This window comes from Herbaspirillum aquaticum (genome assembly GCF_002213425.1).
GTDB classification, from domain to species: Bacteria; Pseudomonadota; Gammaproteobacteria; order Burkholderiales; family Burkholderiaceae_D; genus Herbaspirillum; species Herbaspirillum aquaticum.
The window spans coordinates 47633-73343 of record NZ_NJGV01000001.1 but is presented as its reverse complement, the minus strand read 5'-3'; the positions used below and the strand labels follow the sequence as shown (position 1 = coordinate 73343).

Annotated in this window: 27 protein-coding genes and 3 tRNA genes; 17 read left to right on the top strand and 13 right to left on the bottom strand. The window is 62.5% G+C overall.

What is annotated here, in order from left to right; genetic code table 11:
- Nucleotides 1-2: 2 nt before the first annotated feature.
- Nucleotides 3-971 carry a protein-methionine-sulfoxide reductase catalytic subunit MsrP gene (msrP, locus tag CEJ45_RS00375; protein WP_088753296.1) on the bottom strand — a complete coding sequence of 323 codons (969 nt, stop codon included), beginning with the start codon at nt 969-971 and terminating at the stop codon, nt 3-5.
- 242 nt (nt 972-1213) lie between these two features.
- Between msrP and CEJ45_RS00370 the strand changes: the two genes are divergently transcribed.
- Both CEJ45_RS00370 and CEJ45_RS00365 read left to right on the top strand, forming a co-directional pair.
- Nucleotides 1214-1885, top strand: a complete 672-nt coding sequence (locus tag CEJ45_RS00370) for a heavy metal response regulator transcription factor (protein WP_034334018.1) — start codon at nt 1214-1216, stop codon at nt 1883-1885.
- Nucleotides 1882-3342, top strand: coding sequence for a heavy metal sensor histidine kinase (locus CEJ45_RS00365; RefSeq protein WP_088753295.1), 1461 nt, complete (start codon nt 1882-1884; stop codon nt 3340-3342). The genes CEJ45_RS00370 and CEJ45_RS00365 overlap by 4 nt, the downstream gene beginning before the upstream one ends.
- On the opposite strand, the gene CEJ45_RS00360 is transcribed toward CEJ45_RS00365, so the two are convergent.
- Nucleotides 3278-4435: an AI-2E family transporter gene (locus CEJ45_RS00360; RefSeq protein WP_088753294.1), complete on the bottom strand. Its 1158-nt coding sequence runs from the start codon at nt 4433-4435 to the stop codon at nt 3278-3280. The two genes, CEJ45_RS00365 and CEJ45_RS00360, sit on opposite strands and share 65 nt — an antisense overlap.
- A 528-nt stretch (nt 4436-4963) precedes the next feature.
- On the opposite strand from CEJ45_RS00360, the gene CEJ45_RS00355 reads away from it, so the two are divergent.
- The 7 genes from CEJ45_RS00355 to CEJ45_RS00325 all read left to right on the top strand — a co-directional run bounded on the left by CEJ45_RS00355 (nt 4964) and on the right by CEJ45_RS00325 (nt 10788).
- Nucleotides 4964-5536, top strand: a complete 573-nt coding sequence (locus tag CEJ45_RS00355) for a GbsR/MarR family transcriptional regulator (RefSeq protein WP_088753293.1) — start codon at nt 4964-4966, stop codon at nt 5534-5536.
- Between the two features lie 5 nt (nt 5537-5541).
- A complete protein-coding gene (gene cydP / locus CEJ45_RS00350) occupies nt 5542-5817 on the top strand; it encodes a cytochrome oxidase putative small subunit CydP (RefSeq protein ID WP_088753292.1) in 276 nt (91 codons plus the stop codon).
- Nucleotides 5818-5823: 6 nt separating this feature from the next.
- Nucleotides 5824-7446, top strand: coding sequence for a cytochrome ubiquinol oxidase subunit I (locus CEJ45_RS00345; protein WP_088753291.1), 1623 nt, complete (start codon nt 5824-5826; stop codon nt 7444-7446).
- 27 nt (nt 7447-7473) lie between these two features.
- On the top strand, nt 7474-8613 hold the full coding sequence (gene cydB / locus CEJ45_RS00340; protein ID WP_088753290.1) for a cytochrome d ubiquinol oxidase subunit II: 1140 nt from the start codon (nt 7474-7476) through the stop codon (nt 8611-8613).
- A 36-nt stretch (nt 8614-8649) separates the two neighbouring features.
- The gene (gene cydX / locus CEJ45_RS00335) at nt 8650-8820 is read left to right on the top strand and encodes a cytochrome bd-I oxidase subunit CydX (RefSeq protein ID WP_008330178.1); all 171 of its coding nucleotides are present in this window, start codon (nt 8650-8652) and stop codon (nt 8818-8820) included.
- Nucleotides 8821-8909: 89 nt separating this feature from the next.
- The gene (locus CEJ45_RS00330; protein ID WP_088753289.1) at nt 8910-9431 is read left to right on the top strand and encodes a DUF2867 domain-containing protein; all 522 of its coding nucleotides are present in this window, start codon (nt 8910-8912) and stop codon (nt 9429-9431) included.
- A gap of 346 nt (nt 9432-9777) precedes the next feature.
- On the top strand, nt 9778-10788 hold the full coding sequence (locus tag CEJ45_RS00325) for an SMP-30/gluconolactonase/LRE family protein (RefSeq protein ID WP_241517255.1): 1011 nt from the start codon (nt 9778-9780) through the stop codon (nt 10786-10788).
- Nucleotides 10789-10889: 101 nt separating this feature from the next.
- On the opposite strand, the gene CEJ45_RS00320 is transcribed toward CEJ45_RS00325, so the two are convergent.
- Nucleotides 10890-11324 carry an organic hydroperoxide resistance protein gene (locus tag CEJ45_RS00320; protein WP_039785041.1) on the bottom strand — a complete coding sequence of 145 codons (435 nt, stop codon included), beginning with the start codon at nt 11322-11324 and terminating at the stop codon, nt 10890-10892.
- A gap of 60 nt (nt 11325-11384) precedes the next feature.
- On the opposite strand from CEJ45_RS00320, the gene CEJ45_RS24760 reads away from it, so the two are divergent.
- Nucleotides 11385-11552 (top strand): hypothetical protein, encoded by a 168-nt coding sequence (locus tag CEJ45_RS24760; protein WP_158214880.1) that lies wholly within the window; start codon nt 11385-11387, stop codon nt 11550-11552.
- Nucleotides 11553-11596: 44 nt separating this feature from the next.
- Here the strand turns inward: CEJ45_RS24760 and CEJ45_RS00315 are convergent, their stop codons facing one another.
- Nucleotides 11597-12082: a MarR family winged helix-turn-helix transcriptional regulator gene (locus CEJ45_RS00315; protein WP_088753615.1), complete on the bottom strand. Its 486-nt coding sequence runs from the start codon at nt 12080-12082 to the stop codon at nt 11597-11599.
- A gap of 131 nt (nt 12083-12213) precedes the next feature.
- On the opposite strand from CEJ45_RS00315, the gene earP reads away from it, so the two are divergent.
- Entirely contained in the window at nt 12214-13407 is a 1194-nt protein-coding gene (gene earP, locus CEJ45_RS00310; protein WP_088753287.1) for an elongation factor P maturation arginine rhamnosyltransferase EarP, read from the top strand.
- A gap of 121 nt (nt 13408-13528) precedes the next feature.
- Nucleotides 13529-14104: an elongation factor P gene (locus CEJ45_RS00305; protein ID WP_017451702.1), complete on the top strand. Its 576-nt coding sequence runs from the start codon at nt 13529-13531 to the stop codon at nt 14102-14104.
- Between the two features lie 84 nt (nt 14105-14188).
- On the opposite strand, the gene CEJ45_RS00300 is transcribed toward CEJ45_RS00305, so the two are convergent.
- On the bottom strand, nt 14189-15025 hold the full coding sequence (locus tag CEJ45_RS00300; protein ID WP_088753286.1) for a FadR/GntR family transcriptional regulator: 837 nt from the start codon (nt 15023-15025) through the stop codon (nt 14189-14191).
- 141 nt (nt 15026-15166) lie between these two features.
- On the opposite strand from CEJ45_RS00300, the gene denD reads away from it, so the two are divergent.
- Complete coding sequence (gene denD / locus CEJ45_RS00295) at nt 15167-16141, top strand: D-erythronate dehydrogenase (protein ID WP_088753285.1); 975 nt, start codon at nt 15167-15169, stop codon at nt 16139-16141.
- Nucleotides 16142-16220: 79 nt separating this feature from the next.
- Here denD and mmsB read toward each other — a convergent pair whose 3' ends face one another.
- The 3 genes from mmsB to CEJ45_RS00280 form a co-directional block, all read right to left on the bottom strand.
- A complete protein-coding gene (gene mmsB / locus CEJ45_RS00290; RefSeq protein ID WP_088753284.1) occupies nt 16221-17114 on the bottom strand; it encodes a 3-hydroxyisobutyrate dehydrogenase in 894 nt (297 codons plus the stop codon).
- A gap of 10 nt (nt 17115-17124) precedes the next feature.
- Entirely contained in the window at nt 17125-18633 is a 1509-nt protein-coding gene (locus CEJ45_RS00285) for a CoA-acylating methylmalonate-semialdehyde dehydrogenase (RefSeq protein ID WP_008330193.1), read from the bottom strand.
- Nucleotides 18634-18704: 71 nt separating this feature from the next.
- Nucleotides 18705-19937: an ABC transporter substrate-binding protein gene (locus CEJ45_RS00280; protein ID WP_088753283.1), complete on the bottom strand. Its 1233-nt coding sequence runs from the start codon at nt 19935-19937 to the stop codon at nt 18705-18707.
- A 213-nt stretch (nt 19938-20150) separates the two neighbouring features.
- Between CEJ45_RS00280 and CEJ45_RS00275 the strand changes: the two genes are divergently transcribed.
- From CEJ45_RS00275 to CEJ45_RS00260, 4 genes are all read left to right on the top strand, one after another.
- On the top strand, nt 20151-21068 hold the full coding sequence (locus CEJ45_RS00275; protein ID WP_088753282.1) for a LysR family transcriptional regulator: 918 nt from the start codon (nt 20151-20153) through the stop codon (nt 21066-21068).
- A 91-nt stretch (nt 21069-21159) separates the two neighbouring features.
- Nucleotides 21160-21741 carry a DJ-1/PfpI family protein gene (locus tag CEJ45_RS00270; protein WP_088753281.1) on the top strand — a complete coding sequence of 194 codons (582 nt, stop codon included), beginning with the start codon at nt 21160-21162 and terminating at the stop codon, nt 21739-21741.
- A gap of 153 nt (nt 21742-21894) precedes the next feature.
- Nucleotides 21895-22482: an RNA polymerase sigma factor gene (locus CEJ45_RS00265; protein WP_088753280.1), complete on the top strand. Its 588-nt coding sequence runs from the start codon at nt 21895-21897 to the stop codon at nt 22480-22482.
- Nucleotides 22482-22862, top strand: coding sequence for a hypothetical protein (locus tag CEJ45_RS00260; RefSeq protein ID WP_088753279.1), 381 nt, complete (start codon nt 22482-22484; stop codon nt 22860-22862). Before CEJ45_RS00265 ends, CEJ45_RS00260 begins: the two co-directional genes overlap by 1 nt.
- A gap of 29 nt (nt 22863-22891) precedes the next feature.
- On the opposite strand, the gene CEJ45_RS00255 is transcribed toward CEJ45_RS00260, so the two are convergent.
- The 5 genes from CEJ45_RS00255 to CEJ45_RS00235 form a co-directional block, all read right to left on the bottom strand.
- Nucleotides 22892-24145, bottom strand: a complete 1254-nt coding sequence (locus CEJ45_RS00255; protein ID WP_088753278.1) for an FAD-dependent oxidoreductase — start codon at nt 24143-24145, stop codon at nt 22892-22894.
- Between the two features lie 2 nt (nt 24146-24147).
- Nucleotides 24148-24951, bottom strand: a complete 804-nt coding sequence (locus CEJ45_RS00250; RefSeq protein ID WP_088753277.1) for an enoyl-CoA hydratase-related protein — start codon at nt 24949-24951, stop codon at nt 24148-24150.
- 321 nt (nt 24952-25272) lie between these two features.
- Nucleotides 25273-25348, bottom strand: a tRNA-Glu gene (locus CEJ45_RS00245).
- A gap of 73 nt (nt 25349-25421) precedes the next feature.
- Nucleotides 25422-25497 (bottom strand) — tRNA-Ala (locus CEJ45_RS00240).
- 109 nt (nt 25498-25606) lie between these two features.
- A tRNA-Glu gene (locus CEJ45_RS00235) sits at nt 25607-25682 on the bottom strand.
- Nucleotides 25683-25711 lie beyond the last annotated feature (29 nt).

The window sequence follows — 25711 nt, the reverse complement described above, 5'->3', positions numbered from 1 at the left end:
CTTCAGAAGAACTTGCGCAGGTCCATGCCGGTATAGAGGCTGGCCACGTCGTTGTATCCGTTGAACATCAGCGTCTTGCGCTTGGGCGCGAAGAAGCCGTCCTCACCGATGCGGCGCTCGGTGGCCTGCGACCAGCGCGGGTGGTCCACGTTGGGGTTGACGTTGGAGTAGAAGCCGTATTCCTGCGGGGCGTAGAGATTCCAGGCGGTCTTGGGCTCGTCCTTGACGAAACGGATCTTGACGATGGACTTGGCCGACTTGAAACCATACTTCCAGGGCACGATGATGCGCACCGGCGCACCGTTCTGGTTGGGCAGCACCTCACCGTACATGCCCAGGGTCAGCAGGGTGAGCGGGTGATTGGCTTCGTCCATGCGCAAACCTTCACGATACGGCCAGTTCAGGATGGGGGTGGACAGGCCCGGCATCTGCTTCTTGTCGGCCAGGGTGACGAATTCGACATACTTGGCGTTGCCGGTGGGTTCGGCCTTCTTGATCAGGGCCGACAGCGAATAGCCAATCCAGGGGATCACCATCGACCAGCCTTCCACACAGCGCATGCGGTAGATGCGCTCTTCCAGCGGGGCCAGCTTGGTCAGGGCATCCAGGTCCAGGGTCATGGGCTTCTTGACCTCGCCTTCGATGTCGATGGTCCAGGGGCTGGTTTTCAGGGTGCCGGCATTCTTGGCCGGATCGGCCTTGTCGGTACCGAATTCGTAGTAGTTGTTGTAGCTGGTGGCGTCCTTGTAGGCGGTCTGCTTGTCCATGACCGCGAAGGCGTTATTGAGCTGGGCCGGCAACTTCCTGCCCTGCTGGGCGAAGGCTTGCGGCAGCGCGCCCATGCCGCCGGCCAGCGCGGCACCGGCCGCCACGCGCGCCATGAAGCTGCGGCGCGACAGGTAGAGATCACGCGGGGTGATCTCGGAGGCGGTCGGGATATCAATCTGGTCGGGACGAATCTTGATCAGCATGGTGCGCTCCGGCAAAAAAGGAAATGGATGCAAAGCGGAGGCAAGGCCTGGACCTCGCCGATGAGATGCCATGGTAAAAGCGGCGCGGTGACGCCCGGGTGGCATTTTGATGACAATTTTGTCATGAAGAAAAATCCCTCCATTGCTAGAATCGAGTGCATTTTCCGGATCATTCTCTCCGATCCGTGCCGCCTTTGCAGCGGCACTTCACGTCAATTCCACCTCACACGGTTCCCCACAGCATGGCCATCCTGGTAATCGAAGACGACCCCAAGACCGGTGACTACCTGCGCAAAGGCTTGCGCGAATCCGGCTATGCCGTCGACCTTGCCCGTACCGGCAGTGACGGCCTGCACATGGCACTGGAACAGGATTACGACCTGGTGGTGCTGGACGTGATGCTGCCCGGCCTGGACGGCTGGCAAGTCATGAGCGCGCTGCGCAGCAAGCGCGACCTGCCGGTGCTCTTCCTGACCGCCAAGGACCAGGTGGAAGACCGTATCCGCGGCCTGCAGCTGGGGGCGGATGACTACCTGGTCAAACCCTTTTCCTTCACTGAACTGGTGCTGCGCATCCGCACCCTGCTGCGCCGGGGCGTCACGCGCGAGGCTGAGGTCTATGAGATCGCCGACCTGCAGCTGGACCACGTGCGCCACAAGGTCACGCGCCAGGGCATCCATATCGCCCTGACCAACAAGGAATTCATGCTGCTGCACCTGCTCATCAAGCGCCAGGGCGAAGCGCTGTCGCGCACCGTGATCGCCTCGCAGATCTGGGATATGAACTTTGACAGCGACACCAACGTGGTCGACGTCGCCATCAAGCGCCTGCGCGCCAAGATCGATGCGCCCTTCGAGAAAAAACTGATCCACACCGTACGCAGCGTCGGCTACATGTTCTCGGAAAACCCATGAACACCGTTGCCACACCCGTGCGCGGCTGGACCCTGACTTCCCGCGTCACCGCCCTGTTCGCGCTGATGACTGCGCTGGTGGTCACCGGCCTGGGCTTCTACCTGGATCGGGCGGCCGGGGTCGCCCTCTCGCAGCGCGCCGACCAGGCCCTGATCGGGCGCGTGGAACACTTCCGCAACCTGATGCACGACCTCTACAACGTCGAGCAGATGGAGCAGCGTCCGGCCCTCTTCGAAAGCATGATGGGCAATGAACAGGATGTGCGCATCTTTCGCCGTCAGGGTGAAGCTCCCTTCATCCAGAGCAATCCCGACCACCTGCAGCCACCTGACATGACTCCGCTGCCGGTAGGCCGCCCGGTCAGCTCGGCCAGCCTGCAGACCAGTGTTCGCCCGGATGGCGTGAAGGTGCGCTGGGTCTCGGCGCTGGCTGATGTGGGCAAGGGTGGCGCAGGCGGCGACCGCGTGGAGATCGTGGCCGCCTATGTGATGGTGCAGGAAAGCCGCATGATGCACAGCTATCGCTGGCGCATCGCCGGTGCGGCCGGTGCGGCCATCCTGCTCACTTCGGTCCTGGGATTCCTGCTGCTGCGGCGCGGGCTGCAGCCGCTGGAAGCGATGAGCCAGCGCGCCGCCCAGATCACGCCAGACCGCCTCTCCACCCGCCTGGAGCAGGACGGCATGCCCTCCGAACTGCGCCGCGTGGCGCTCTCCTTCAATGCCATGCTGGACCGGCTGGAAGCCGGCTACGACCACCTGGCACAATTCTCCGGCGACCTGGCCCACGAGATCCGCACGCCCATCAACGTGCTGATGGGCCAGAGCCAGGTCGCCCTGGGGCAGCGCCGCAGCCTGGAAGAATATGAACAATTGCTCGAATCAAATGTAGAGGAATTGCAGCGGCTCTCGCGCATCGTCGAGAACATCCTGTTCCTGGCGCAAGCGGACCATGCCACGCTGGCCGTGGAATGCAGCGCGCTGGACCTGCATGAAGAATTGGGCAAGGTGACCGATTACTTCGAAGGCATCGCCGACGAACGCGGCCTGCGCTTCGAACTCCAGGCCCAAGGCATTTGCCACGCCAACCGCGACATGTGGCGCCGGGCGGTGAACAACCTGGTCATCAATGCCGTGCGCTATGGCGAGGCTGACGGCGTCATCCGCATCCAGGCCGAGAGCGACGCCAGCGGCAGCCGCATCCTGGTGGACAACCGCTGCGAGGGCGTCACGCCCCATGCGATGGCGCGCATGTTCGACCGTTTCTATCGCGGCGACCGTTCGCGCAGCGCCTTCACCGAATCCAACGGCCTGGGGCTGGCCATCGTCAAGGCCATCATGGCCTTGCATCGCGGCACGGCGGCGGTCGAATGTCCGCAGCCGGGCTGGATCCGTTTCAGCCTGTTCTTCCCGTCGGCGGCAACGCTGCCGGTGCAGGGACCGGCGCTTGCGCCGCACTGACGGCCTCCTGCGCAGCCTGGGCCGCCAGTTCTGCCTCGCGGGCTTCGGCCGCACGTCTTGCCTTCTGGGCTGCCGAGGCGCGCGTGAAGATGATCTTCAAGGCGGCCATCACCGGTACCGACAGGAAGATGCCCGCCACCCCGCCCAGCTGGTCGCCAGCCAGCAGGCCCAGGATCACCATCAGCGGGCTCACTTCCACGCCCTCGCTCATCAGGTAAGGATTCAGTACGTAATCCTGGAACACCCGATAGGCCACGATGAAGCCCACCAGCCACAGCAGGTGGTCATAGCCGCTGAAACCGGCCACCACCAAGGCGGCCGCGCTGGCGGCCAGCGGACCGGCAAAGGGAATGAATTCCAGCACCGCCGCCAGGCCCGCCAGCAGCATGGCGTAGGGCACGCCCATGAGCGAGAAGGCGATGCTGTAGGCGACGAAGGTGGCAATGGAGAGGAACAGCAGCGCGCGCACATAGCGCGAGAGCAGCACGTCGAGATCCTTGATGATGCCATCCCACAGCTTGCGGTTGGAACGGTTCATCCAGGAGAGGATTTCATCGCGCATGGCCGGCGCTTCCTTGATGAGCAGGAAACTGATCACCGGCACCAGCACCAGGTAGATGAGGTTGCTGGCCGCATGCATCACCCCCACGCCGAACTGCTTGGCCAGCGGCATGGCCTGGTCAGTGCCGTTGGCGAGCTGGTCGCGGATGAAGCCCAGGATACGGGCGCGCAGCGGTTCGGCGAAGCCCGGCAGCGGAATCTTGGAAACCGCATCATTGGAGCGCAGCAGCGCCGGCAGTTGCTCGGACAGGCGCACGGCTTCCTCCTGGATGCGCGCGCCGAAGATGGTCGCCACCGCTGCCACGATGCCGATGGCCAGCACGAACACCACCGCAATGGAGACCGCCCGCGGCACCTTGGCCGGGCGCACGCGCTCGACCTGCTCCACCAGCGGATAGACCAGGTAACTGAAGAAGACGGCAAACACCAGCACCAGCACGGTGGCCGAAATGGTATAGGTGACATAGAGCAGCAAGGCCACCAGGAAGACGGTCCAGACGATCCTGGCCACGCGGAAATCGAAACCCAGCATAAACATTCACCCTTGGAAAAAGAGGACGCCGTGCGCGCGCGCCACGGGCAACCCCTGCCCGCCAGCCCCTCGCTACCGGGATGAAGGAACCGGCAGACGCTTGCACCCAGCACTTCATCAGCAGAGTGGCAAAAATGTCGTTTTCGGCACTTTGTCGCGCTACGGCTGAGCTGCAACTGCACCTTATTTGATCCGCATCAGGTTTTCTATCAGCCAAATCCTTCTGGCTTTGTAGGAAAGCGTGAAAATACATTCATGCAGCGCAACACGATGCTGAACAGGGCTGCGTCCTTGTGGAACCGGGAAGTCCACAAGACGCGATGTCGTCATGAAGAGACGTTAATAAGCGCCTTCACCCCTGCCAGCCCCTGAGCCTGCCGACGGCCCTCGCCCGCGCATCCGCGCCGGGCGCGCGTCATTCTCATCCGTGATAACTGTTATCAGCAAATACACAGGTGCGTGACATTGCGATGGGTCAAGCAATTGTTTTAAATTTCAGTAATTACTGAAATTTCGAAAGTCTTCGACATGGAAAACAACGTACTCAGCCCGCTCATGCAGCGTTTCATCAGCCATTTCGGCGAGATGGGCAGCCGCTGGGGCATCAATCGCACCGTGGGCCAGATCTATGCGCTGCTCTATATCTGCGGGCGCGCGCTCAATGCCGACGAGATTGCCGAGTACCTCAGTTTTTCGCGCTCCAACGTGAGCATGGGCCTCAAGGAATTGCAGTCCTGGCGTCTGGTGAAGCTGCTGCACAAACCGGGTGATCGTCGTGAATATTTCGAACCGCCCGGCGACATCTGGGACATCTTCAAGGTACTGCTGGAAGAACGCCGCCGACGCGAGATCGAGCCGACCCTCTCCATGCTGCGCGACGCCCTGCTGGAAGCACCTGGCAGCAAGGACGACAAGGAAGTGCAAAAGCGCATGCGCGAGATGTATGAACTGATCGAACTTTCCAGTTCCTGGTTCGACGATGTGCAGCGTCTTTCACCGGAGACGCTGGTGTCGCTGATGAAGATGGGTTCCAAGGTCAAGAAGCTGCTGGACGTGCGCGACAAGTTCCGCGTCGGCGGCAGCAGCAACGAAAAGGAGTAATCCGCATGCAAGCCGCATCATTCCTGCGCAAACGCCCGTGGCGCTGGCCACGCCTGACCCAGCTGCCGCTGGGGGTGGAAATCACCCTGCTGCTGGTGGTCAAGATCGCCCTCATCACGGTACTGGCCAAGACCTTCTTCGCCCATCCCGAAGCCAAGCACATGCAGATGCCGGTACAGCGGGTGGAGCAGCGCATGCTGTCCTCCGCCACACCTCCGGCGGCCACCGCACAACAGCCATATCAACACCAAGACCTGTCCGCCACACAACAAACGGAGTAACACAACATGGTTCCCATCGATGAAGTCGTCTCGCTGTCACGGCTGCAGTTTGCCGTCACGGCGCTCTATCACTTCCTGTTCGTCCCCCTCACGCTAGGCCTGTCCTGGATCCTGGTCATCATGGAGTCGGTCTATGTCATGACCGGCAACCAGATCTACAAGGACATGACCCGCTTCTGGGGCAAGCTCTTCGGCATCAACTTCGCCATGGGCGTGGCCACCGGCATCACCTTGGAATTCCAGTTCGGTACCAACTGGTCCTATTACTCGCACTACGTGGGCGACATCTTCGGTACGCCCCTGGCCATCGAAGGGCTGATGGCCTTCTTCATGGAATCGACCTTCGTCGGCCTGTTCTTCTTCGGCTGGGACAAGCTCTCGCGCAAGCAGCACCTGGTGGTCACCGTGCTGGTGGCGCTGGGCTCGAACCTGTCGGCGCTGTGGATCCTGATTGCCAATGGCTGGATGAACAATCCGGTGGGCGCCGAATTCAACTTCGAGACCATGCGCATGGAACTGGTCAGCATGACCGACGTGATCTTCAATCCGGTGGCGCAAGTCAAGTTCGTGCACACCGTGGCGGCAGGTTACGTGACGGCCTCCATGTTCGTGCTGGGCGTCTCCGCCTGGTACCTGCTGAAGGCACGTGATACCGCCTTCGCGCTGCGCTCCTTCGCGGTGGCGGCCGGTTTCGGCCTGGCCGCGACCTTGTCGGTGATCGTGCTGGGCGACGAATCGGGCTATACCGCCGGTGAAGTCAACAAGGTCAAGCTGGCCGCCATCGAAGCCGAGTGGGACACCCACCCTGCCCCGGCCGGCCTGACCCTGTTCGGCCTGCCCAATGACAAGGAAGAGCGCACCGACTACGCGGTCAAGATTCCCTATGTGCTGGGCCTGATCGCCACCCGTTCGGCCGACACCCAGGTGCTGGGCATCAAGGACCTGAAGAAGGAGCATGAAGTCCGCATCCGCAACGGCATGCTGGCTTATGCCGCGCTGACCCGGCTGAAGTCCGGCGACAAGTCGCCCGAAGCGCGCGCCGAGTTCGACAAGCTCAAGAAGGACCTGGGCTACGGTCTGCTATTGAAGAAGTACACCAACAACGTGGTCGATGCGACGCCCGAGCAGATCAGCCTGGCTGTGAACGACACCATCCCCAAGGTCGCACCGCTGTTCTGGTCCTTCCGTGGCATGGTGGCGCTGGGCTTCCTGTTCCTGTTCATCTTCTCGGCATCGTTCTGGTTCCTCGCCAAGAAGCAGCTGGCCCCGCAACGCTGGCTGCTGCGCCTGGCCGTGATCTCGATCCCGCTGCCGTGGATCGCCGCCGAACTCGGCTGGATCGTGGCCGAATACGGCCGCCAGCCCTGGACCATTGCCGGCATCCTGCCGACCCACCTGTCGGCCTCCTCGCTGCAGCCGGGCAGCCTCTACTTCAGCCTGGCCGGGTTCATCCTGTTCTATACCTTCCTGCTGGTGGTGGAGATGATCCTGATGGTCAAGTACGCCCGCCTGGGGCCCAGCAGCCTGCATACCGGCCAGTACTACTGGGAAACCAAGGGCAAGGACAACGGTCCCGGCGATGTCCTGCCGCCACCCCTGAATCCGTCGGCCAATGCAGGCAGCCACTAAGCCACCAGAAGAAATGAGGAAAGCAGAATGATCTTCGATTACGAAACACTCAAGCTGATCTGGTGGGCCTTCGTGGGCGTACTCATCATCGGCTTTGCGCTCACCGACGGCTTCGACTTCGGCGTGGGCATGATGCTGCCCTTCGCCGGCAAGAACGACACCGAGCGCCGCATCCTGATCAACTCCATCGGCCCCACCTGGGAAGGCAACCAGACCTGGTTCATCACCGCCGGCGGCGCCACCTTCGCGGCCTGGCCGCTGGTGTATGCCACCGCCTTCTCGGGCTTCTACATTGCCCTGATGGTGTTGCTGTTCTCGCTGTTCTTCCGTCCGGTGGGCTTCGACTACCGCAGCAAGGTGGCCGATCCACGCTGGCGCAATGCCTGGGACTGGGGTCTGTTCATCGGTGGTTTCGTGCCGCCCCTGATCTGCGGCGTGGCCTTCGGCAACCTGCTCTTGGGCGTGCCCTTCCACTATGACGACACCATGCGCGTGGAATACACCGGCAGCTTCTTTGCGCTGTTGAATCCCTTCGGCCTGCTGGCCGGCCTGCTGTCGGTGGCCATGCTGCTGATGCACGGTGCCGCCTTCGCCTTCGTCAAGACCGACGCTGCCGTGGCGGAACGTTCGCGCAAGACCATCATCGGCGCTGCCCTGGTGACGGTGCTGCTGTTCGTCGCCGGCGGCTTCTGGGTGGCCCAGATGCCGGGTTATCGCATCACCTCCATGCCGGATGCCAACAGCGCCTTCACCCCCCTGGCCAAGACCGTGGAAGTGGTCGCGGGCGCCTGGTTCGACAACTACGCCAAGTGGCCCGTGACCAAGCTGTTCCCGGCATTGGGCGTGGCCGGTGCGGTGCTGGCGGCCTTGCTGGCGCTGGTGCGCAGTGCACGCCTGGCCTTCATCGCCAGCGGGCTGTCGGTGACGGGCATCATCCTCACCGCCGGCATGTCGCTCTTCCCCTTCGTCATGCCCTCTTCGCTGGACGCCAAGAGCAGCCTGACCCTGTGGGATTCGGTCTCCAGCCACAAGACCCTGGGCCTGATGTTCTGGATGGTGCTGATCTTCCTGCCGCTCATCATCGTCTATACCGGCTGGGTCTATCGCGTGGTCAAGGGCAAGGTGACCGCCCGCGACATCCACGAGAACGAACACACGGCGTATTGATTACGCGCAATCGCAAACTGCAACGAGGAGAACATCATGTGGTATTTCGCTTGGATACTCGGCATCGGACTGGCCCTGGCCTTCGGCATCATCAACGTCATGTGGCTGGAAGCCAACTATGCCTTCGGCCGTCGCAAGGCCGAGGAAACCCATGAGCGCTTTGCCAGCGCCCGTGCGGCGGAAAAACAGCGGCGCAACGGCAGGTGAGCTCAAGGGATCGCGTGATCGCGTGACCGCGTGAGCAAGGCCGGCAGCGCTGCTGCCGGCTTTTTTTTTCAACTTGTCTGGAGACCATCATGCCTGCCTCGCTTGTCTCGCACACCGAAGAAGTCGCGCCCGCGCCGCGCCACTGGGCCTTGCTGCCGGGAGCCGGTTTCGCCGACAGTTACCGCATCCGCCTCACACCGCAACTGGCCAAACTGAATACCACCGAGATCGCGGCCCGCATGATGGCAACCCAGCCGGCCTGGGTCAGTGCGTTGATCCGTTTGCGCGATCGCCTGATGGCACCGCTGGGCCTCAAGCAGGCCGGCGACCATGGCGGCGGGCCGGCCGGGTTTCCCCTACTGCTGGCCGAGCCGGCCAGGGTCGTGATGGGAATGGATGACCGTCACCTAGATTTCCGGCTGTGCGTCGAAAAGTCGCCGGCCGCCACCGGCCAGTCGGCAGACGACGACCAGTGGCTCACCGTGACTACCGTGGTGCGCACCAAACGCCTGCTGGGCAAGGCCTACCTGGCGGCGATCATGCCCTTCCATCGCTGCGTCGCCCGTACCTTGCTGCAACAGGTGGTGAGACAGCCGGCTGGGCAGGCCTGAGTCAGTCCCCGCCTGGCTGTCGCGCCCGTCGCGGTCGCGCTCGCGCTGCCGCGGGCCCTCCTTTGTCAATGCGGCGGTCGGATTGTCAAATGGCAATTCATGATGTACGATGTCTTACCACAAGAACGGACTATCGCACTGACAGGTCCGCGCCAGGGAAGATGTCCACCAGCGCCAGCAGCCCGCCCCGGGCGACGCTGTCTTCCTCGATTCCCCGCCATTAGGCTTTCTGGATCGCCCTCGTCGCGTTGACGTGGAACGACCATCCCTGACCATGGAGACTTCGATGTCGCAGCACAACAAGAACACTTCAGCCAATTTTAGCCCAACTCGTCGTACAACCTTGATGGCCGGGCTTGGCTTGGCAGCCACCGCCATCAGCGCCCGCGCCCAGAATGGCGAGTTCATTCCCAGCCAGCGCTATCCGGATCCCAGCGTGGAGGTACTCGACAAGAGCTTCCTCAAGTACCGCCTGTTCAGTTCCAGTGTGGAACGGCTGGCCACCGGTTTTCGCTGGGTCGAGGGGCCGGTCTGGTTTGGCGACGGACGCTACCTGCTCTTTTCCGACATTCCCAACAACCGCATCATGCGATGGGATGAAACCACTGGCACGACCTCGGTATTCCGACAGCCGTCCAACAACAGCAACGGCCTGGCGCGTGACCGCCAGGGGCGCCTGCTGGCCTGCGAACACCTCACCCGTCGCGTGACCCGCACTGAATACGACGGCAGCATCACGGTGTTGGCCGACAACTACAATGGCAAGCGTTTCAACTCGCCCAACGACATCATCTGCAAATCCGATGGCTCGATTTGGTTCAGCGATCCGCCCTTCGGCATCGCCGGGGAATGGGAGGGCGACAAGCAGGTATCCGAATTGCCGCACTCGGTCTATCGCATCGACGGCCGCAGTGGCAAGGTCTCGCTGATCACGGACCAGCTCGCCGGCCCCAACGGCCTGGCGTTTTCTCCGGATGAAAAGATCCTCTACATCAACGAATCGCGCGCCACGCCCAGCCGCGTCATCTGGGCCTACGACATGAGCAGTGACGGCACCCGCATCGGCAACCGCCGCCTGGTGATCGATGCCAACGGCCCTGGCGGGATCGATGGTTTCAAGATCGACGTGGATGGCAACCTGTGGTGCGGTTGGGGCAGCAACGGCGCACTGGACGCCAAGGCTGAAGAACTCGACGGTGTGCGCGTATTCAACCCGCAAGGCAAAGCCATCGCCCACATCCATCTTCCAGAGCGCTGCCCCAACCTGGTCTTTGGCGGCACCAAGAAAAATCGTCTGTTCATGGCGAGCAGCCACTCTCTCTATGCGCTGTATGTAGAGACACGCGGCGCGGTCTGATCTTTCCTGATCGCCCATGAAAATCGCCGCTGGGACAGAAGTCGCAGCGGCGATTTTTTACGCCTTCCCGCCCGGATCAGGCAGGAAGCCGAACCCAGCCATTACACCAGGTTCAGGGTGACGTTGATGTTGTCACGGGTGGCGTTGGAGTACGGGCACACTTGGTGAGCCTTGTTCACCAGATCTTGCGCCACGGCCTGGTCGATGCCCGGCAGCGAGATGTTCAGTTCGGCTTCGATGCCGAAACCGCCCGGAATCTGGCCGATACCGACCTTGCCGGTGATGCTGGCATCCGCAGGCAGGGCCACCTTGGCCTGGCCGGCGACGAACTTCAGCGCGCCCAGGAAGCAAGCCGAGTAACCGGCGGCGAACAGCTGTTCCGGGTTGGTGCCGTTACCACCGGCGCCGCCCAGTTCCTTGGGGGTCGACAGCTTGACGTCCAGCACGCCGTCGGAGGACTTGGCCGAACCTTCACGGCCGCCAGTGGCGGTAGCGGTAGCGGTGTACAGGGCTTTTTCAATCTTGTTCGAAGGCATGGTATTTCCTTTCAAAGTTCAGGTTGTCGTCACCCTTGCGGGCTACGTTTGAGGGGTGTGATGCCGAAAGATTCGCTTTCGGTCAGCACTGGCTTCCAATCTCTTGCTGCTTCACTTGCGGTCTTGCTGATGTTGCCGATGTTGCTGATGTTGCTGATGTTGCTGACGTTTCCGGTGTTGCAATCTTCGGTCAGGCTGCGCCAACGATATAGCGATATAAATAATTAACTATATTATTGCGCACAACATAAAACACAAAGCTTGTTACATTTTCATTCATCTTCGGCGTCGACCAGGCCCTTGCGAACCTGTTTCAACTCCATCACCAGCGCCTTGATCTGGTCCAGCGTGGGCAGCATGCAGCTCATCTGCTGCGGTACCGCTTTGGCCTTCTCACGCAACGCGCGGCCGCCATCGCTCAGGCTCACGACCACCCGGCGCTCATCGCCAGCATCCCGGTTGCGGTGAAGCAAACCCATGCTTTCCATGCGCTTGAGCAGCGGGGTCAGCGTACCAGAATCCAGGAACAGGCGTGCGCCCAGTTCCGAGACCGTGACGCCATCCTTCTCCCACAGCACAAGCATCACCAGATATTGCGGATAGGTGATCTCCAGCGGAGCCAGGATCTTCTTGTAAGCCTTGGTCATGGCCAGCGACGCCGAATACATCGCAAAACACAGCTGGTTGTCGAGAAGCAGGGCTTCGTCGATCAGTGCGTCCGGGAGATTCGTGGTGTGCGTCTTGTCCATGTGCTGCATATTAAACTGTTCAAAATTGAATTGCAAGCGATTTAATTTGAAAAAATTTGTCCATGTTGTTCATTTCCCTTCGTCGGACCCTGCGCCAAGCCGGTATCATGCGGCCTGCCTCCGCATTTTCCTGCATATCGATGAATTCCCGCCCCAATCCCCTGCGCTCCCTGGACCTGTTCTGCAAGGTCGTCGACAACTATGGCGATATCGGCATCTGCTGGCGCCTGGCGCGGCAGCTGGCGCATGAGCACGGGCTGGCGGTGCGGCTGTGGGTAGATGACCTGGTGAGCTTCCGGCGCATCTGGCCGACGGTGGACACGCTGGCCGATACACAAGAGCTCAGCGGCGTGAGGGTCCAGCACTGGCGCGGCCAGGACGGTCTGTTCACGGCCGATGACGTGGCCGATATCGTCATCGAATTCTTCGGCTGCGAGATCCCGCCCGGTTATGTGGAAGCCATGGCACAGCGCTCGCCCAAGCCCGTCTGGTTCAACCTGGAAGGCTTGTCGGCCGAACCCTGGGTCGAAGGCTGCCACACCCTGCCCTCCCCGCATCGCACGCTGAAGCTGACCAAGTATTTCTTCTTCCCGGGCTTCAATGAACGAACCGGCGGACTCACCTTTGAAGCCGATCTGCAAGCCCGACGGCAGGTCTTCCTGGCCGCGAACGAAGGACCTGCCTTCCTGGCCCGGCTGGGCGTGACAGCGTCCGAAGCGCAGGCCTGCAAGGTCTCGCTGTTCTGCTACGACTACGCCCCGATTCCCGAATTGTTTGCGGCCTGGCAGGCGTCGCCCTCCCCTGTCACCTGCCTGGTGCCGGAAGGCGTGGGCCGCCCTGCGGTCGAGGCCTTCCTTGGCGTACCGATGCGCGCCGGGGTGGCGGCGACCCAAGGGGCATTGACGGTGCGCGTGCTGCCCTTCGTGGCGCAGACCGATTACGACCGCTTGCTGTGGAGCTGCGACCTCAATTTCGTGCGAGGTGAAGATTCCTTCGCCCGCGCCCAGTGGGCCGGGCGCCCCTTCGTCTGGAACATCTATCACCAGGACAAGAACCTGCACCACACCAAGCTCAACGCCTTCCTGAAGATTTATGACCCGGCCACGCCCGCCGTCATCGACCTCAACCGGGCCTGGAACGGCGCTTATCCAGGCAACCTTGACTGGCAGGCAAGCTGGCAGACGCTGCAGGCCGAACTGCCGGCATTGTCGGGCCAAGCTGAACAATGGGCGCAGAAGCTGTTGGCAAATGGCGACTGGATGGACAATTTGCTCGGCTTCGCCCGCCGGCTCGCCCTCGAAGAGTGGAAGAGCAACGAAAATGGGTTAAAATAGCGGGCTACCGTTTTAACGCAGTTTGGAATTCAATCGTACGTGGGCTTGCGGTGAAGTTTTAGAAGTTTTACCAGTGGGCTACTGACAGTTTGAAAAAACCTACTTTTCACGACACATCGCTATGAAATTTGCAAAAGAAATCCGCGTCGGCAACATCATTATGGTCGACAGCAAGCCCATGATCGTCCTGCGCTCGGACGTCAACGGTTCTTCCCGTACCGGCTTCACCTACAAGTGGAAGATGAAGAACCTGCTGACCAACAGCCCGCAAGAAAGCGTCTTCCGTGGCGACGACAAGTTCGACGTCGTGGTGCTGGACAAGAAGCCGGTGACCTATTCGTACTTCGCTGACCCGCTGTTCGTCTTCATGGACGAAGAGTACAACCAGTACGAAATCGAAGGCGAGAACATGGGCGACGCCATCGGTTACCTGAAGGACGGCATGCAGTGCGAAGCTGTCTTCTACGACGGCAAGGCCATCTCGGTCGAAATGCCGACCACCATCGTGCGCAAGGTTGCCTACTCGGAACCGGCCGTTAAGGGCAACACCTCGGGCAACGTCCTGAAGGAAGCCAAGATCGAAAACGCCATCGAAGCCAACCAGATCACCGTGATGGTGCCGCTGTTCGTGAGCCAGGATGACGACATCGAAATCGACACCCGCACCAACGAGTACAAGAAGGTCGTGCGCGGCTGATCGTTAGCCGATGCCAATAAAAAACGCTGCCTGGTGCAGCGTTTTTTTATGCCTGTATTAAGGCAAATAGATGAAGCCCGAAGCTCATCCACCCTCCCTCACCCGCGCCAAATCCCGCGCCGCCGCCTGCCCTTCCGCGCTTGCCCAGAAAGCCCTGTCGGCCGCCTGCAGGCGCTGGGCCGACTGCTCCATGTGGCGCAAGGCCGCTGCCCGCGCAGCCTCGGCGTTGCCATCGTTGATCGCTTGCGCCAGCGCCGCATGTTCGGCGCGCACCTGCTGCACGAACTCGTTGCTGCGCGCTTCGTTCATGCGCGCCACGCGGATGGCGGCATGCAGGAACTGGCTCAGGAACTGCACCAGCGAGGTGTAGAGCGGATTGTGCGAAGCATTGGAAATGGCGGCATGGAAGGCGAAATCCTCCTGCACGCCATCGCGCCCGGCCGCAGCTGCCGCATCGATGGCTTGCAAGGCCTGCTGGATCGCCAGGTTCTGCGCGCGCGTGCGGCGCTGCGCCGCCAGGGCCGCCATCTCCCCTTCCACCCCGCGCCGCAGCTCGATCACCCGCAGCACCGCCTGGATGGAGTCACGGCCATCATCCACGTTCAGGTCCAGCCGGAAGGGCGTGGCCTGCGTCACCGGCAAGACCACCGTGCCACTGCCCCGGCGCGAGCCGACCAGTCCCTCGGACTTCAACCGCGAAATCGCTTCGCGGATCACCGTGCGGCTCACCGAAAAACGTTCAGTCAACTCCATCTCCGATGGCAAGCGCACATCCGGGGCGAATTCACCGCTGCGGATCTGCTGTGCCAGTACGCTGGTGACATGGTCGGCCAGCGTGGTCTTGCCGCGTGCGGCGGCGGCCATGGATGCAAGCGCCGACACCTGCGGCTTGGAGGAGGAGGAAGTCTTCATGGCGCGCATGATACCGCGCAGGCATGGGCTTTTGTGACTTCCGCTTCATATTCCCAAAGTTGTATTACAACTTCCGCTATAATGCGCTGCACGGGTTTCGCTCAAGCGTTCATATCCCCCTATTCCGACGACAGATCACGAGGAGAACACATGCATATCGTCATCACCGGCGGCGCCGGTTTCCTGGGCAGCCGACTGGCGCGCCAGCTGCTGCAGCGCGGCACCCTGACCGGCCGCGACGGCCAGGCGCAAGAGATCAAGCGCATCACCCTGCTGGACGTGGTACCGGCCCAGGGATTCAATGATCCGCGCATTGAAGCCGTCACCGGCGACATCGCCGACGCTGCCGTGATCGAGCGCGTCATTACACCCGAGACGCAGTCCATCTTCCACCTGGCCGCCATCGTCAGTGGCCATGCCGAGGCCGATTTCGACCTGGGCATGAAGATCAACTTCGACGCCACCCGCGTCATCCTGGAACGCGCCCGCGCCCTGGGCACCAAGCCGCGCGTGGTCTTCACCAGCTCGGTGGCGGTGTTCGGCGGCGAACTGCCGGCCGTGGTCCCCGACAACACCCTGCTGATGCCGCAAAGCTCCTACGGTGCGCAAAAGGTCATGGGTGAGCTGCTGGTGCAGGATTATTCACGCAAGGGCTTCATCGACGGCCGTGCGCTGCGCATGCCGACCATTTCGGTGCGTCCGGGCGCACCCAACAAGGCCGCGTCCAGCTTCGCCTCGGGTATCATCCGCGAGCCGCTCAATGGCCAGCCCTCGGTCTGCCCGGTCACGCCGGACACCCGCATGTGGCTGATGTCGCCGCGCCAGGCCATCGCCAACCTGATCCACGGCCATGAAATCAATGGCGCCGACCTGGGCCTGGCCCGCTTCCTCTCCATCGACGGCCTGTGCGTGACCGTCAAGGACATGGTCGAGGCCCTGGAACAGGTGGCTGGCAAGGAAGTGGTGCAGCTGATCGAATGGAAGGAAGACGAAGCCATCAAACGCATCGTCAACTCCTGGCCCGGCGCCTTCGAAGCCAAGCGCGCCAAGGCGCTGGGCTTTACGGCCGATGCCAATTTCGCCGACATCATCCGCGCCCACATCGAGGATGAAGTGAAGAAATAAGCTGCACATCAGCACCCAGAAAAACGAAGGGACAGCCCCGCAAGAGGCTGTCCCTTTTTGCTGCACTCCCCAACCGCTGTTACTTCGCCTTGCCCAGCATGTTGAAGATGCTGGAGAAGTCCAGCTTGCCTGCCCCGTTCATGCTGTGGATGTCGTACAGATTGCGCGCCGTCGATCCCAGCGGAATGGCGCAGTTGGTGGCCAGCGCATTTTCCACCGCCAGCCCCAGGTCCTTGAGCATCAGGTCCACGCCAAACCCACCTGCATAGCCCTTGGAAGCCGGAGCAGTGTCCATCACGCCGGGGCAAGGGTTGTAGACTTCCAGCGTCCAGTTGCGGCCCGAGCTCTTGGACATGATTTCCGAAAGTACCTTGGGATCCATGCCATTGGCCATGCCCAGGCGAATCGCTTCGGACGTCCCGATCATGAGGATGCCCAGCAGCATGTTGTTGCAGACCTTGACGGTCTGGCCGCTGCCGCTGTCCCCGGCGTGATAGATCGCACGGCCCATCTTCTGCAGATAGGGCTGGGCGGCCTCGAAGGCCTCCTTGCTGCCGCCCACCATGAAGGTCAAGGTGCCCGCCGTCGCCCCGTTGGTGCCCCCGGAGACGGGTGCATCGAGCATCTCGAAGCCGCGCGCCTTGGCCGCTGCCGCGACCTTGCGCGCCGCTTCCGGAGCGATGGTGGAGCAGTCGATCAAGAGGGCCCCCGGCTTGGCCGAGGCCAGCACCCCGGCCTCGCCCAGGTAGAGGGACTCCACGTGACGGCTGGCCGGCAGCATGGTGATGACCACGTCGGCCTTGGCCACGGCCGCCATGGAATCGGCCTCGGTCTTGCCGCCGGCCTCCACCAGCTTGTCCACGCTGGCCTTGACCAGGTCATGCCCGCTGACCGGAAAGCCGGCCTTGACCAGGTTTTGCGCCATGGGCAAACCCATATTGCCCAGGCCGATGAAGACGATGTTGGCGCTCATGCTGCTCTCCTTACTTCAGGGTGATGGTGGTGTTGACCTGGCCGGCTTCTTCATCGGGTGCGTACCAGCGTGCAGTGACGGTCTTGGTCTGGGTCCAGAAGGTGACGGCCTGCTTGCCATTGGGACCGAGGTCGCCCAGCTTGGAAGCCCGCGAACCGGTGAAGCTGAAGTAGGCCACCGGCACGGGAATGGGCACGTTGATGCCGACCTGGCCGACGTCAATCTCGTTCTGGAACTTGCGCGCCGCATAGCCCGAGCTGGTGAAGATGGAAGTACCGTTGCCGTTCGGGTTGGCGTTGATGAAGGCAATGGCTTCATCGAGCGTCTCCAGTTCGACGATGCACATGGCCGGGCCGAAAATTTCCTGGGTGTAGATGTCCATCTCGGGCTTCACGCCGGTGAAGACGGTCGGTCCCACGAAGTTGCCGTTCTCGCTGCCGGCCACCTTGCAGTTGCGGCCATCGAGCAGCAGCTTGGCGCCCTGCTCCACGCCGCTGGCGATGAGGCGTTCGACGCGTTCCTTGGCCGCCTTGGAGACCAGCGGACCAACATCGGCCTTGCGGTCGGTGCCGGGGCCGACCTTCATGGCCTTGGAGCGTTCGACGATCTCGGGAATCCATTCGCGCGTCTGTCCCACCAGCACCACCACCGAATTGGCCATGCAGCGCTGGCCGGCTGCACCGAAGGCCGCGCCCAGCAGGTTGTTGATGGCCTGGTCCTTGGGGGCATCGGGCAAGACGATGCAGTGGTTCTTGGCACCCATCATGCACTGGGCGCGCTTGCCGGCTTCGCTGGCGCGGCGATAGATGTGGGTACCGACATGGGTGGAACCGATGAAGGAGACCGCCTTGATATCGGGATGGTCACAGATCATGTTGGCCACATCCGGGCCGCCATGCACCACGTTCAACACGCCTGGCGGCAGGCCGGCCTGGTTGGCCAGCTCGACCAGGAACAGCGAGGAAGTCGGATCCTGCTCGGAGGGCTTCAACACGAAGGTATTGCCGCAGGCCACCGCGATGGGGAACATGAAGCAAGGCAGCATCACCGGGAAGTTGAAGGCGGTGATGCCGGCCCCCACGCCCAGCGGCTGGTAGAGCGTGTAGACGTCCACGCCGCCGGCCACGTTCTCGGCCAGCTCGCCCAGCTGCAGCGAGGTGATCGAGCAGGCGTGCTCCACCACTTCCAGGCCGCGCATGACTTCGCCTTCGGCGTCCGGCAAGGTCTTGCCGTGTTCGCGGGTGATCAGTTCAGCCAGCGGGGCGATGTTCTCGCGCAGCAGTTGCTGGAACTTCAGCATGATGCGCATGCGCTGCGCCAGTGAGGTATTGCGCCAGGTCTTGAAGGTTTCCTTGGCGTTGGCCACGGCCCGGTCGACTTCTTCCTTGGTGGCGAAGGGCACGCGGGCCACGACTTCCTGGGTGGCCGGGTTCAATACGTCGCGCCACTCCTTGGAAGTGGACTGCACCTTTTCACCGTTGAGGTACAGGGGAACGTTGGGGATGTTGGCTTGGCTCATTGCAATTTCCATTGTGAAGAGGTGAACAGGATGGGGAGAGCAAGGCCGGGAGCGGCTCCCGGCCACAGGCATTACTGCTTGACCAGCGGGCAGGCCGCGTCCATCGGACGGAAGGCCTGCTGGGCCGGGATCACCGACAGCAGCTTCAGGTAATCCCACGGGGCCTTGGATTCGGCCCGGGTCTTGACCTGGTACAGGTACATGTCGTGGATCACGCGGCCATCCGGGCGGATGGAGGCGTTGCGCATGACGGCGTCGGAGATCGGGATTTCACGCATCTTCTGGGCCACGACCTTCCAGTCCGAGGTCTTGGCTGCCGCACGCGCCTTCAGGAACTGGTAGACGCTGGAATAGACACCGGCCTGCACCATGGTCGGCTTGATGTTCTTGAACTGCGCTTCGAAGCGCTTGGAGAAGGCACGCGTCTGCTCGTCGTAATCCCAGTAGAAGCCATCGGTATAGACCAGGCCTTGCGCCGCCTCCAGCCCCAGCGCATGCACATCCGACAGGAACACCAGCAGCGCCACCAGGCGCTGGTCCTTGCCGCCGACGGCAAAGGAACGCGCCTGCTTGATGGCATTGACCACATCGGTGCCGCCATTGGCCAGCCCGATCACCTGGGCCTTGGAGGCCTGCGCCTGCAGCAGGAAGGAGGAGAAGTCCGACGCATTGAGCGGGTGACGCACCGACCCCACCACCGTGCCGCCATTGGCCTTGACCACATCGGAGGCATCCTTCTCCAGCGAATGGCCGAAGGCATAGTCCACCGTCACGAAGTACCAGGACTTGTTGCCCAGCTTGGTCAGCGCCGCTGCCGCACCGGCGGCTTGCGAGTAGGTGTCGAACATCCAGTGGAAGCCGTTGGTGGCGCATTCGGCGGTGGTCAGGGCACCGGTGGCCGGGCCGCTGTACATGGCGATGCCGCCCTTCTCCTTGATCAGCTTCTGCACCGCCAGCGCCACCGAGGAATTGGTGAGGTCGGCGATGGCCTCGACCTTGTCGCGGTCCAGCCATTCGCGGGCACGCGTCACGCCGACGTCGGGCTTGTTCTGGTTGTCGGCCGAGAGGATCTCGATCTTCATGCCTTTGCACTCATTCTTGAGGCAGTCTTCCACCGCCATCTTGGCCGCCACTACCGATCCCTGGCCGCCCATGGCCGAGTAGGGGCCGGACATGTCGGTGAGCACGCCGATCTTGACGGTGTTGGCATCCTGGGCAAGGGCCGGCATGGCCGTGGTGGCCAGCGAAACCGTGCAGGCGACGGCCGCCGCCGTGAGGGAACGGCTGAAAGCGTTCTTGGACATCTTGTCTCCTTGATCTTGTGATTGTTGTCGGACCTGCCCGCGTTCATGGACGCCGGGTCTTGCCGCTGTCTCCTGCCGCCTGTCGCCTCTGTCTTCCCGGGCGGCATCACGGCCCCGCTATTCTGCATGTGCGTATTTATCGATACAATAACCACAAAGACAAAACGCTTTTGCATTGATGCACAACGCTGGTGATGCACTCATGGAGACCACATGCTGGACTGGGACAATCTCAGGATCTTTCTCGAACTCACCCGCAGCCAGGGCCTGGTGGATGCGGCCAAGAAACTGGGCATCGACCACTCGACCGTCTCGCGCCGCATGAAGCGCTTCGAGGAGCAGGTCGGCAGCCAGCTCTTCGATCGCAACAACCACGGCTACAAGCTCACCGCCGACGGCTACCGCCTGGTGGAATATGCCGAACAGGTAGAAAGCACCCTGTACGCCGCCACCGAAGAACTGGGCGGACACAACAGCAAGCTCTCCGGCCAGGTGCGGCTGGGCGCCACGGAAGGCTTCGGTACCTTCGTGCTGGCACCGCACCTTGCGCATTTCTGCGCCCGCAATCCGCACATTACGGTGGACATGCTGCCGATGCCGCGTTTCGTGAACCTGTCCAAGCATGAGGCCGACATCAGCGTGTCGATCGAACGTCCGCTGTCGGGTAATTACGTGGTCACAAAACTGTCCGACTATGTCCTGAAGCTTTATGCTTCACGTGACTACCTGTCCAGGCACGCGCCGATTCACACCATGGATGACCTGGCGCAACACAACTTCATTGGCTATATCGATGACCTGGTCTTCAGTGAAGAATTGCGCTACAAGGATACGGTGGCGCCTGACGCTTTCCGGGCCTTCCGCAGCACCAGCGTGGTGGCGCAATATACGGCGGCCTATGCCGGCCGGGCGCTGGCGATCCTGCCCTGCTTCCTGGCGCAGCAGTCCGACGAGCTGGTGCCGGTGCTGCCCGAACAGATCGCCATCACCCGCACCTTCTGGCTGGTGGCTTCCAGCGAGCAGCGCCACGTGGCGCGAGTGTCGGCCCTGTGGAGCTACCTGCGCGACTGCGTGGAGCTCAACCGCGACTTCCTGATGGGACAGTCGCGCCGGATGCGCTGGCTGGAGTAGATCCTGCCCGAGCCAGCCCGCAACAACATGTGTTTCAACCCGGCCGCCCGGTCCCTCCCCGCGCCGGCGGCCTTTTCCCAAGGAGATGACGATGGCTGCAAAGAAGATCCTGCTCTTGACCGGTGACTTCGCCGAGGATTACGAAACCATGGTGCCCTTCCAGGCCCTGCAGATGGTCGGCCACACGGTCCATGCGGTCTGCCCCGGCAAGAAAGCCGGCGACAAGGTCAAGACCGCCATCCACGACTTCGAAGGCGACCAGACCTATACCGAAAAGCCTGGCCACCAGTTCGCCCTCAACGCCAGCTTCGACGATGTCAGCGCGGCTGGCTATGACGCGCTGGTGGTGGCCGGTGGCCGCGCCCCGGAATACCTGCGCCTGAACCCCAAGGTGATCGAACTGGTGCAAGCCTTCGCCAAGGCCGACAAACCCATCGCCGCGGTTTGCCATGGTCCGCAGGTGCTGGCCGCGGCTGGCGTACTGGAGGGCAAGAACGTGTCGGCCTATCCCGCTTGCGCGCCGGAAGTGAAGCTGGCCGGCGGACACTTCGCCGATATCGCCGTGGATGCCGCCATCACCGACGGCAAACTGGTCACGGCCCCGGCCTGGCCGGCCCATCCGGCGTGGCTGGCGCAGTTCCTGCAGGTGCTGGGCACGCGCATCGAACTGTAAGGGCTGGAGCCTCAGGCGGGGAGCGGCCTCCAGGGCCATCGCTCCCCGCGCAAATGCGCTGGTTTTGCTTGTTTCTTCATTTCCCCTTCGCAGTTTCCCCCCTTTTTTTCCTGCCGGTCCACAATATGCCCTGAGAACAGCCGTCTTCAGGGCATGCAGCCCATTTCCACCCTCTCCCCGATGAGCGACCAGGACCGCGAGATCACCGCCACCGTCATGCGCGAACGCAGCCGGCTGGGCGGCTTCATCCGCCGCCGGGTGGCTGACGCCGGCGAGGCCGAAGACATCCTGCAGGAAGTGTTTTACGAGTTCGTCCAGGCCTACCGCCTGCCGGAGCCGATCGAGCAGGTCAGCGCCTGGTTGTTCCGGGTAGCGCGCAACCGCATCATCGACCGCTTCCGCAAGAAGAAGGAAGAGCCCTTGCCCGAGACGCACGACATCGAGCAAGTCGAGGGTGGCGAAGACAGCTGGCGGCTGGACCTGGTCCTGCCGGCCAGCGACGGGGGGCCGGAAGCCGCCTACGCCCGTGCGGCGCTGATCGAGGCCTTGCAGGCAGCCCTGGACGAATTGCCGCCAGCGCAGCGCGAGGTCTTCATCGCCCACGAACTCGATGGCCTCAGCTTCAAGGAAATGGCCGCTGCCAGTGGTACCGGCTTGAATACCCTGCTGGCGCGCAAGCGCTATGCAGTCCTGCATCTGCGCGAGCGCTTGCAGGCGGTTTATGACGAATTGGAGATGTAATGGATCAGAACGAGATGCCTCAAAATCCCCCTGCCCCGGCACGCCGCGATCGGGGCTTCCGTGGCGGGCGTGACCCGCGCCGCTGGGGCGTGAAGCTGCTGCTGTGCCTGCTGTGCGTGCCGGTGCTGGGCGTGGTGGTGATGCTGCTGTGGAACTGGGTAATGCCACCGATCTTCCCGGGTGTGGCCGAGATCGGCTTCTGGCGGGCGCTGGGATTGCTGGTGCTGTGCCGGGTACTGTTCGGGGGCTTTCGCGGGCGGCATGGCGGCTGGCATGAGAAGCGCCGCTTCATGCGCGCTCGCTGGGAAGCGATGACGCCCGAGGAACGCGAACGTTGCCAGCTGCGCAGCCGCATGTTCTGCCGTGAAGAGCGCAAATGAAGAAAAACGTCTGCTCGGGCTGAGCGCGATCAGCCTGGGACCGAGGGTTGGGGTGCGGCGTTCCAGTCGTGTTCCTTCAAGCCAATCGAGGTGAAGGGATCGACCAGGGTACCGGCCACCATCCGTGCCAGCAGTTGCGGTGCCGGTGGCACCATCGACAGGCGTGCCGCCAGCTGGTCGCGCATCCACGGCAACCACGCCGAATCGGACTGGTAGAAGGGCGTGAACATCGCCGACATCGCCTGGAAGGTCCGCACGTGGCGGCGTCGCGAGGCGGCATAGCGCGGCAGCGCCTGCTCCGGCGTATCGGACTGCTGCAGGGCGTGGATCAGCGCCCGTGCATCGAGCAGGGCCATGTTGGCCCCCTGCCCCAGCTGCGGGCTGGTGGAGTGGGCGGCATCGCCGATGATGGCCAGCCGCTGTCCATAGGGCGCAGGCAAGGTGTGATGCCCGTAACGCGCCAGCGTCATTTGCTCGAAACCATCGATCTGGGCCAGATAGGGTTCACATTCCGGCCACAGTGCATGAATTCCCTCCTTCCATGCCTCCAGCCCCCGCTGCTTGAGCTGCTCCGCCTGGTCCGGCTTGGTACTCCAGAAGAAGGCCACCATGGGATCATCCTGCTGTCTGGGGCGACCGATGGGCAGCACGCCGATCATGGTGCTGGCGCGGCGATAGCGCTGTACCAGTGAATTGATACCGAACGACAGGCCGGGCCGGGCCCGCAAGGAAATCCAGAAGGCGCCATAGGGCAGCCGCTTGGGCTCGCAGGTATTGAGCGCGTAGCGGCGCAGCAGAGAACGGGCACCGCTGGCATCAATGACCAGATCGAAGGGGCCGATGCGGCGGCCGTCCGCTGTCGTCAGGCTGGCACCGGCGCTGCCCTGCTCCAGGCCGTTGATCTCATGGCCGGTTTCGGCTTCGATCCCTTCCCGCTGCGCGGCCTCCTGCAGGACGCCGAACAGGGCCGCACGATGGACGGCAATGCCATAGCGTCCACCGCGCACGGCGTCATATCGCACATCCAGCACCGTCCTGCCGCTGCGGGCGTCGGCCCCGTAGAGGCGGTCGATACGCTGGCCCAGTGCGGCGATGCGCGAGAACAGGCCCAGGTCTTCCAGCACCGTCAGTCCGGTGGGCTGCAGGATCAGGCCGGAACCCACTGGCGCGGCCGTGACGAAGCGCTCCAGCAAGGTGACGCGATGGCCGGCGCGCTTGAGATAGAGCGCCATGGCCAAGCCGGCCGGGCCGGCACCGGCGATGGCTACATGCAAAGACTTCATGTTTATCCTGCTGAAGATGAAGCGCGCGTCCAGGCGGGCGTCTCTTTTTCGAGGAAGGCGCGCAGGCCTTCGCGTCCCTCCGGGGAGGCACGCAGGTCGGCGATGACGCCGGCCGTATATTCCGCCAGTTCGGACGTGACCTGCAGCGGGTTGGCAACCTGGACCAGTTGCTTGGCAGCGCGCATCGCCTGTGGCCCGTTGGCCAGCAAGGTGTCGATCACTTGCAGGACCTTGGCATCCAGTTCCTGGGCCAGCACCACCTCATGCACCAGCCCGATGGCGGCGGCACGGATGGCCGAGAAGCGCTCGCCCGAGACGAAGAAGCGGCGTGCCTGTGACACGCCCATCTTGGCGATCACGTAGGGGCTGATGGCTGCCGGGGCCAGGCCCAGCTTGACTTCGGAGAGCGCAAAGAAGGCCGCCTCGGAGGCGATCACGATGTCGCAGCAGGAGACCAGGCCAACACCGCCGCCCATCACCGCTCCCTGTACTTTGGCCACCGTCGGTGCCGGGAAGCTGTTGAGGGTTTCCATCAGCAGTGCCAGCTTGCGGGCATCGTGCAGATTGTCCTCGCGCGAGGCATCGGCCATGCGGCGCATCCAGGCCAGGTCGGCGCCGGCGGAGAAGGACTTGCCGGTGGAGGCCAGCAGCAGGACGCGAGTGCGTTTGTCGTCACGCGCCTCGTGGATGAGGTCGATCAGGTGGGCGATCAGCTGATCATCGAAAGCATTGTGGACGTCGGGACGATTGAGGGTCAGCGTGGCCAGGCCACGAGGGTCGATGTCGAGATGGGCGGCTGCGGTCATGAGGGCTCCTGCGGTGAGGTTTGCCGGGAGGATAGCGCAAAATGCCGGGGGAAAATGTTACTGGGGAGACAAATGGACTTGGGGGCGCCAAACAAAAAAGCCCGCTTGCGCGGGCTTTCTGTTGGCTGGGTTGGCTTGGATTGCGCTCGGTGCGCGCTCAATCGTAGGCTAACGCTCGCTGCGCGAGCGAGGGATTCGCCCACGTGCCGCGGGCCCGGTTTCGCTTGCAAGCGAAACCTTTCGAATCCCCCCCGCGATGTGCTCAAGCACATCGCTAGGTGCCGCCAAACAAAAAAGCCCGCTTGCGCGGGCTTTTTTATTTGGCGTCCCCTGGGGGATTCGAACCCCCGTACTCACCGTGAAAGGGTGATGTCCTAGGCCTCTAGACGAAGGGGACAAAACGGTCACAACTACTACATTCCTCGAATCAGCTCTTCCGCCAATTCACCCCACACTTTCATGCGGGTCGCTGGTGGAGGTAAGCGGGATCGAACCGCTGACCTCTTGCATGCCATGCAAGCGCTCTCCCAGCTGAGCTATACCCCCTGCGAAAGGAAAAGTCCCAAACTCCGGACTATCCAACCTCAAGGTAGCCTGATCAATCAGACTACTTCAACTTTCAAACAACCCGGCGGCAACCGGACTGCCTTAAACCTGGCGTCCCCTGGGGGATTCGAACCCCCGTACTCACCGTGAAAGGGTGATGTCCTAGGCCTCTAGACGAAGGGGACACTGTACCGCTACATACCTGCGCTGCCTG